Raw genomic sequence first — 7,815 nt, forward strand, 5'->3', positions numbered from 1 at the left:
ACAATCCGCCTTTCGCACAATAGCCGCGCCGACGGTTGCCCGCCCATACTCCCCCGACAAGACCGCGGCCATCCCGCCGCGGCGGAAACCGGGAGGATGGGCGATGAAGGCAATGATGGGCGTGCCGGCGATGGCGGTACTGCTGCTGGCGGCGGCGCCGGCCATGGCGCTGGAGGTGCGCGAGCAGGCGACCATCAAGGCGCCGATCGATCAGGTGTGGAAGCAGATCGGCCCCTTCTGCGCCATCGGCGACTGGCACCCGGCGGTGGAGAGCTGCACTCTGCACAAGACCGGAAACAAACAGGAGCGCGACATCGCGCTGAAGGGCGGCGGCGCCATCCAGGAGCGGCTGACCGGCCTGTCCGCCGCCAAGCACCGGATGCGCTACACGCTGCTGAGCGGACCGCTGCCGGTGAAGAACTACAACTCCACCATCCGGCTGAGCGCGGTGGACGCCCACACCACCCGCATCACCTGGTCCTCGCACTTCGAGGCCAAGGGCGCCTCCGACGCCGAAGCCCGCAAGGCCATCGCCGGCATCTACACCAGCGGCTTCGATGGGCTGCGCAAGCGGCTGGAATCCGGCCAGTAACCGCGCCGGCGGCAAAGACATACGGCGATATGCGGTAAGTTTCCAGCAATCGGTTCTGTTGACTATCTGTGCATTAAGCTGACAGGATCGGTATGCCGCGCTGCGAAATCGCGGTCGAGTGCATCGTTCGTCCACAAAACCTGCAATCACGAGGGAGACGGGACACATGCCGACACGCCGACTGATGCCTGACGTCATCAAGAACCAGGAGCTGTCCTGCCTGCCGCCGGGCGCCACCGTGCGCGATGCCGCCACGCTGATGGCTGAAAAGCGCATCGCCGCGGTGCTGGTCACCGAAGGGCGCACGCTGAAGGGCATCGTCACCGAGCGCGACATGACCGCCCGCGTGGTCGCGGCCGGACTCGACCCCGACACCACCCGGCTGTCCGCGGTGATGACCGCCGATCCGGATACGCTGGAGCCGTCGGCGACCGCGCTGGCGGCGCTGGAACTGATGGAACGGCACCATTACCGCCACCTGCCCATCGCGGTGGGCGGCGAGGTCGTCGGCATGGTGTCGATCCGCGACCTCTTCGCCGTGGTGCGCACCCATCTGGAGGACGAACTGCGCAGCCGCGAAGCCTACATGTTCGGCACCGGTTATTCGGCGGAAGCCACTCTGGGATGACCGCAAGGTTGACCTATAGGTAACGCTGCATTGCGGCGGGGTCGGGTTGACCGGGCGCCCGGCCCCGCCGATAGTCGAGGGTGAGCCATCCTCACTGCTGAACTGGAACGCCCGATGTCCGCGCCCTCGCTGTCCGCCCCCGCCGCGCGCGAGCCGATCCACACCCGCCGCGTCACCTGCCAGGGATTCCGGCGCACGGACGGGCTGTGGGACATCGAAGGCCACCTGACCGACGTCAAGAGCTATGGCTTCCACACCGAGGAGCGCGGACATCTGGAGCCGGGAACGCCGATCCACCAGATGTGGATGCGCCTGACGGTGGACGACAAGCTGACCGTCCAGGCGGTGGAGGCGGTGACCGAACACAGCCCCTACAAGGCTTGCGGCAGCATCACGCCGCGGTTCCAGCAACTGGTCGGCCTGCGCGTCGGTCCAGGCTGGACCCGCGCGGTGAAGGAGCGGCTGGGCGGGCCGAAGGGCTGCACCCATCTGGTGGAACTGCTGGGGCCGTTGGCGACCACCGCCTTCCAGACCGTCTACCCGATCCTGGCGCGCGAAGCGGCGGAACGCGCCAAGGCAGCCGGCAAGCCGGCCCAGGACGACGGCAAGCGCCCGGCCCTGCTGAACATGTGCCACATCTTCGACAGCAATGGCGAGGTGGTGCGCAAGCACTGGCCTGCGCACTACACCGGCGCGGAAAACGACGATGCCCGCGAAGAGGCGGCGGAATAGGCCGCGATTCCGCTCAGGCGTCCAGATGGGAATGGGCGGAACCGGCCAGAACCGGTCCGGGTGACGGAAAATTGCCGCCGACGGCCACCGCGGCCTTGATGCCTTCGGCCTCGTCGGACGGCGGCAGGTCGAACGGCGTGCCCACGAACGGATCGCTGCCGCCGTGCCCGGCGCGCTGATGGCCGTCCTCGGTGCAGGCCCGGCGGTAATAGGAGGCGATGAAGACCCGCACCGCGGATGTCAGGGTGACATCCGCATCCTCCGGGTTGATGCCCCGGCGGCGCGCCTGCTCCTCGATCCGCTCCTTGATCTGGGTGCAGAGGCGGTTGACGGTCAGACCTTCCCGACGGCCGATATCCTCCAGAGCATCCCACATCGACGGCTCCAGCCGCATGCTCGTGCGGTGCCCGCCGATCATGATGTTCTGGCTCCTCAACGGTTCCACCCCCGTCTGGGGAGTGTTCACCCGCTTCTTCTTCGGCCCACGCTTCGCCATCCGCAGCCCCTTCCACGAAGCCGCCGGCGGACATGCGAAGTTTGTGTCCGCCACGGCGCGATAAATGGTTGCATATATCGCACTCTACTAAACGCGGCGGGAATTGCAACCACGCTAGCGTCTTTCATTCTTACAAGATTTTCTAAAATCGACTCTTGGTTGCATCCATATGTATGCTATTTCCGGCGCCCATCCGCCCGTTATTTGGAGCGTGCGAACGGTCGATCCGTGACGGCGCCCGATCCGTTGAGTCCGGTCAGGCCCCGGCTTCGCCGGGGGCATGAGTGGCCAGGCCCAGCGCATGCACGCGCTCGCGCAGTTCGTCGGCCAGCAGGGCGTAGACCATCCGCTGGCGCTCCACCCGCGACTTGCCGGCGAAGGCGGCGGAGACGACGGTGACGTGGAAATGGGTTTCCCCCGCGGCGTCCGCCCCGGCATGGCCGGCATGGCGGGCGCTGTCGTCGACGACCTCGAGCCGGTCCGGGGCCAGTCCGGCGGTCAGCTTTTCGCGGATGCGGGTGGCGTATTCCATGGCGGGTCCTGATGTCTGGGCGCTGGTCGGGAAGGCGTGGGACGGGCGGCGCCGGGCAAGCGATTCCCGTCGGCCGCGCCGGCAGCCAGGAGAGGGTGCGAGCCCCGCTTCTGTCAAGCGCCTGTCAAGCGCAACGCCCTGCGGATTGCGGATGACGGAAGCCTGATTCGGCGCGCTTGCCAGAGGCATCGGCTCTTCCCATACTTGCCCGATGACCAGGAACCGCACCCGCTCCAGTTACGACAGCTACGCCGCTCCGCGTGCGGCCACCCGTGTGTGCGACCACCCCGAGTGCGTCGCCGCGGGCGAATACCGTGCGCCGAAAAGCCGCAGCAGTCTCAACGAGTACTGGTGGTTCTGCCTGGACCATGTCCGGGAATACAACCGCGCCTGGGACTATTACGCCGGCATGTCGACCGACCAGATCGAGGCGGAGGTGCGGCGCGACACCACCTGGCAGCGGCCGAGCTGGCCTCTCGGCAAATGGGCGACGCAGGAGCGCTTCATCCGCGAGCGCGTGGTCAACGGCTTCAGTTTCGAATTCGGTCACGAGGCCGGCAAGACGAAGGATGAGGAAAAGGCGCATCGGCGCCACCACGCCCGCACCGACGAGGAAAAGGCGCTGGCGGTCCTGGAATTGACGCCGCCCGTGGACTTCACACGCATCAAGGCACGCTATCGGGAGCTTGCGAAAAAGCATCATCCCGATGCCAATGGCGGCGACAAGGCTGCGGAAGAACGCCTGAAAGAAATCAATCAGGCCTACAATACGCTGAAAGCCTGTTATGCTGCCTGAAACCCCGATGGCGGGCCGGGTCGATCCCGCGGCCGCCGGACAACCGACACTCGCTGGAACGTAAGAAACCACCCATGGCTTCCCAAGGAGCGACCCAGGCCAGCTCGGCCCTGTTCGACCACAAACCCGACACGACGGTCTCGGTGCGCGAGGTCTTCGGCATCGACAGCGACATGCAGGTGCCGGCCTTCAGCCAGCGCTCGGAGCATGTCCCCGACCTCGACAGCGCCTACCGGTTCGACCGGGACACGACGCTGGCCATCCTCGCCGGCTTCGCCTACAACCGCCGCGTCATGGTCCAGGGCTATCACGGCACCGGCAAGTCGACCCACATCGAACAGGTGGCGGCGCGGCTGAACTGGCCCTGCATCCGCGTCAACCTGGACAGCCACATCAGCCGCATCGACCTGATGGGCAAGGACGCCATCGTGCTGCGCGACGGCGTGCAGGTCACCGAATACCGCGAGGGCATCCTGCCCTGGGCCTTGCAGCATGCCTGCGCCCTGGTGTTCGACGAATATGACGCCGGCCGACCCGACGTGATGTTCGTGATCCAACGCGTGCTGGAGGTGGAAGGCAAGCTGACGCTGCTCGACCAGAACCGCGTCATCCGCCCCCACCCGGCCTTCCGCCTGTTCGCCACCGCGAACACCGTCGGCCTCGGCGACACCACCGGCCTGTATCACGGCACGCAGCAGATCAACCAGGGCCAGATGGACCGCTGGAACATCGTGGCGACCCTGAACTACCTGCCGGTCGACGCCGAAATGAAGATCGTCCAGGCCAAGGTGAAGTCGTACGACGACGCCAGGGGCCGCGACACGGTGGCGTCGATGGTGCGGCTGGCCGACCTGACCCGCGCCGGCTTCATCAACGGCGACATCTCCACCGTCATGAGCCCGCGCACGGTCATCACCTGGGCCGAGAACGCGCAGATCTTCAACGACGTCGCCTTCGCCTTCCGCATCACCTTCCTCAACAAGTGCGACGAGGTGGAGCGGCCGACGGTTGCCGAATACTACCAGCGCTGCTTCGGCGTAGAACTGCCGGAGACGGGGGTCCAGGCGAACCTCGTGTGAGAGGCGGCCGGTAGACCGGGCGGAGGAGAGTGATGGGATACGCATGGATCGGACCGGACGGAAAACTCACGCTTCCGCAAAGCGTGCGTGACCGGCTTCGGCTCGGTCCCGGCGACTCCCTGCGGGTCGAGGTGACCGACGACGACCACGGCCTCGCCCTTTCCCCGGCCTCACCGCCTCTGGAACCTTTCCTGTGGGATGCCCTGGCGGACATCGCGAAGCGGGAAGGACGTTCCGTCGAGGAGCTGTGCGATCTGGTGCGGGAGCGGGTCGCCGCCATCGCCCGCCGCGGCGACCGGGCACCGGACGATGGGCCACAGACCCTGGCGTCGGCGCTACGGGTCTACATCACTGGCTACTATCGCCGGGCCTGCGAGGGAGGAAAGGCGGTCTCCGCCGACCCGTTCGCCGGTACGCCGCTGGCTTTGCCCGAGGTTGCGGCAACCATTGCTCATCCCGGCCCGGAACGCCGGATCCCGGGATACCGGATCGAGGATCTGTTCGGCATCGCCGGCCGATCCCACCGGCCGGTGTCGGTCGAGGAGATGGATGAGGCCATCCAGGATGCCGCCGCCGAGAGATTCCGGCGGACATGATCGGACTGGACACGAACACCCTCGTCCGCCTGATCGTCGACGATGACCAGGAACAGGCCGCCCGCGCCCGCAGCGCCGTCAGCCGCGCGGTGGCGGACGGCAAGCGGCTGTTCGTGAACAGGGTCGTGCTGGCGGAGGTCGTCTGGGTGATGGAGCGGGCCTACAAACGCCCGCGCGCAGAGATCTGCTCGATCCTCGACCGGCTTCTGAACACTGTGGACCTGATCGTCGAAGACCGCGAGGTGGCGCTTGAGGCCTTGGAGCGTTACCGTGCCGGCCCGGCCGGTTTCGCCGACGGGCTGATCGCCGTGGGCAACCGGGTCTCCGGCTGCGCCTGCACGTTGACTTTCGACCGGAAGGCCGCGCGCCTGCCCGAATTCCAACATCCGGCTTGATGAAATGACCACCCAGAACGACTCCCCCGTCGAGGCCTTCAAGCGGTCCACCACCGCCACGGTGCGCGCCATGTCCCGGCGGGCGGAGGTGCAGGTGGGCTTTTCGTCCGATCCGCCGGGCCTGTCGGGCCAGCGGGTGCGGGTGCCGCTGCCGGCGCGCGACCTCAACCCCGTCGAGGTCGCCAAGCTGCGCGGGGCGGCCGATGCCGTGGCGCTGCGGCTGCGCTATCACGATGCCACCGTTCATGCCCACCGCATGCCGCTGGGCGATGCGGCGCGCCAGGCCTACGACGCGTTGGAGCAGGCGCGCTGCGAGGCACTGGGCAGCCGCGACATGGCCGGCGTCGCCCATAACCTGGAAGCGGCGCTGGAAGACCGCTACGCCCGCCAGGGCTTCGACCGCTTCGAGGACCGCGGGCAGGTGCCGCTGTCCGAAGCGTTGCGGCTGATGGCGCGCGAGGCGATGACCGGCGCCCCGCCGCCGCCCGCCGCCGCCCATGCCGTCGACCTCTGGCGCCCCTGGATCGAGGAGCGGCTGGGCCGGGACATGAAGGGGTTGGCCAACTATGCCGGCGACCAGGAGGCCTACGCCAAGGCCGTCCGCCGCCTGCTGGCCGATCTCGACATGGAAGTCGGCCAGGAAGCCGACCAGGAAGAGGAGGAGGACCAGCAGACCCAGTCCTCCGAGGATGAGGAGTCGCCCCAGCACGGCCAGACCCGCGGCCAGGACGAGGACCAGTCCGACTCCGAATCCATGGCCTCGTCGGACATGCAGGATTCGTCGGAAGCCGGCGAGAGCGCCGAGGAGGGCGCCGGCGAGGAAGGCGACATGGAGATGGGCGAGGGCGAGGGGGCGGAAGAGCCCGCCGGCCCCGGCCAGCCCTGGCGCAACGACGTCAACCGCCGCAACGAGCCCGATCCCAACGCCTACAAGGCCTTCACCACCCAGTATGACGAGGTGGTCGATGCCGCCGACCTCTGCGACCCGGCGGAGCTGGAGCGGCTGCGCCACCTGCTGGACCAGCAATTGCAGAATCTGCAGGGCGTGATCTCCAAGCTGGCGAACCGGCTGCAGCGCCGGCTGATGGCCAAGCAGCAGCGCTCCTGGAACTTCGATCTTGAGGAGGGCATCCTCGACGCCGCCCGGCTGGCCCGCGTCGTCGCCAACCCGGTGCTGCCGCTCTCCTTCAAGGCGGAGAAGGAGATGGATTTCCGCGACACGGTGGTGTCGCTGCTGATCGACAATTCCGGCTCGATGCGCGGCCGGCCGATCTCCATCGCCGCGATGAGCGCCGACATCCTCGCCCGCACGCTGGAACGCTGCGCGGTGAAGGTGGAGGTGCTGGGCTTCACCACCCGCGCCTGGAAGGGCGGACAGGCGCGCGAGGCTTGGGTCGCCGCCGGCAAGCCGGCGCATCCCGGCCGCCTGAACGACCTGCGCCACATCGTCTACAAGGCGGCCGACATGCCGTGGCGCCGGGCCCGCAAGAATCTGGGTCTGATGCTGCGCGAAGGCATCCTGAAGGAGAACATCGACGGCGAGGCGCTGCAATGGGCGCACAACCGGCTGCTCGGCCGGCCGGAACAACGCCGCATCCTGATGGTGATCTCCGACGGCGCGCCGGTGGACGACTCCACTCTGTCGGTGAATGCCGGCAACTATCTGGAACGCCACCTGCGCCAGACCATCGAGCAGATTGAGACGCGGTCGCCGGTGGAACTGGTGGCGATCGGCATCGGCCACGACGTGACCCGCTACTACCGCCGCGCCGTGACCATCGTCGATGCGGAGCAGCTGGGCGGCACGATGATGAACAAGCTGGCCGAACTGTTCGACGAGGACGACCGCCGCGGCGGGCGCCCCGGGGGGGGTTGGGGGAAGGGAGCGGGGAGGGGGGGTTCCCCAGTTGGCTGGGAGTTTGCTGGAAAAAGAGGCCCCGGTCGGGGGGGATGCCTACCCGCGGGCACC

The 7,815-nt window shown here is 67.7% G+C and carries 10 protein-coding genes; 8 read left to right on the forward strand and 2 right to left on the reverse strand.

What is annotated here, in order from left to right; all coding sequences use genetic code 11:
* Positions 1–103 precede the first annotated feature (103 nt).
* The 3 genes from FZ029_RS25240 to FZ029_RS25250 all read left to right on the forward strand — a co-directional run bounded on the left by FZ029_RS25240 (position 104) and on the right by FZ029_RS25250 (position 1,952).
* Positions 104–592, forward strand: coding sequence for an SRPBCC family protein (locus FZ029_RS25240; RefSeq protein WP_149272452.1), 489 nt, complete (start codon positions 104–106; stop codon positions 590–592).
* Between the two features lie 166 nt (positions 593–758).
* Positions 759–1,220, forward strand: coding sequence for a CBS domain-containing protein (locus tag FZ029_RS25245; RefSeq protein WP_149200757.1), 462 nt, complete (start codon positions 759–761; stop codon positions 1,218–1,220).
* Between the two features lie 114 nt (positions 1,221–1,334).
* A complete protein-coding gene (locus tag FZ029_RS25250) occupies positions 1,335–1,952 on the forward strand; it encodes a DUF2889 domain-containing protein (protein ID WP_149200758.1) in 618 nt (205 codons plus the stop codon).
* A 13-nt stretch (positions 1,953–1,965) separates the two neighbouring features.
* On the opposite strand, the gene FZ029_RS25255 is transcribed toward FZ029_RS25250, so the two are convergent.
* Both FZ029_RS25255 and FZ029_RS25260 read right to left on the reverse strand, forming a co-directional pair.
* Positions 1,966–2,448, reverse strand: coding sequence for a ribbon-helix-helix domain-containing protein (locus FZ029_RS25255; RefSeq protein WP_149272453.1), 483 nt, complete (start codon positions 2,446–2,448; stop codon positions 1,966–1,968).
* Between the two features lie 256 nt (positions 2,449–2,704).
* Positions 2,705–2,980 carry a BolA family protein gene (locus tag FZ029_RS25260; protein WP_149272454.1) on the reverse strand — a complete coding sequence of 92 codons (276 nt, stop codon included), beginning with the start codon at positions 2,978–2,980 and terminating at the stop codon, positions 2,705–2,707.
* A 211-nt stretch (positions 2,981–3,191) separates the two neighbouring features.
* Between FZ029_RS25260 and FZ029_RS25265 the strand changes: the two genes are divergently transcribed.
* The 5 genes from FZ029_RS25265 to cobT all read left to right on the forward strand — a co-directional run.
* Positions 3,192–3,776 (forward strand): DnaJ domain-containing protein, encoded by a 585-nt coding sequence (locus tag FZ029_RS25265; RefSeq protein WP_109074989.1) that lies wholly within the window; start codon positions 3,192–3,194, stop codon positions 3,774–3,776.
* 74 nt (positions 3,777–3,850) lie between these two features.
* A complete protein-coding gene (gene cobS / locus FZ029_RS25270) occupies positions 3,851–4,855 on the forward strand; it encodes a cobaltochelatase subunit CobS (RefSeq protein WP_149200762.1) in 1,005 nt (334 codons plus the stop codon).
* Between the two features lie 83 nt (positions 4,856–4,938).
* Positions 4,939–5,451, forward strand: coding sequence for a ribbon-helix-helix domain-containing protein (locus tag FZ029_RS25275; protein ID WP_188052051.1), 513 nt, complete (start codon positions 4,939–4,941; stop codon positions 5,449–5,451).
* The gene (locus FZ029_RS25280; RefSeq protein ID WP_149272456.1) at positions 5,448–5,846 is read left to right on the forward strand and encodes a type II toxin-antitoxin system VapC family toxin; all 399 of its coding nucleotides are present in this window, start codon (positions 5,448–5,450) and stop codon (positions 5,844–5,846) included. Before FZ029_RS25275 ends, FZ029_RS25280 begins: the two co-directional genes overlap by 4 nt.
* Before the next feature lie 4 nt (positions 5,847–5,850).
* Positions 5,851–7,815, forward strand: a 1,965-nt coding sequence (cobT, locus tag FZ029_RS25285; protein ID WP_247892491.1) for a cobaltochelatase subunit CobT, incomplete at its 3' end; no start/stop codon positions are given.

The organism is Azospirillum sp. Sh1 (assembly GCF_008365135.1).
GTDB classification, from domain to species: domain Bacteria; phylum Pseudomonadota; class Alphaproteobacteria; order Azospirillales; family Azospirillaceae; genus Azospirillum; species Azospirillum oryzae.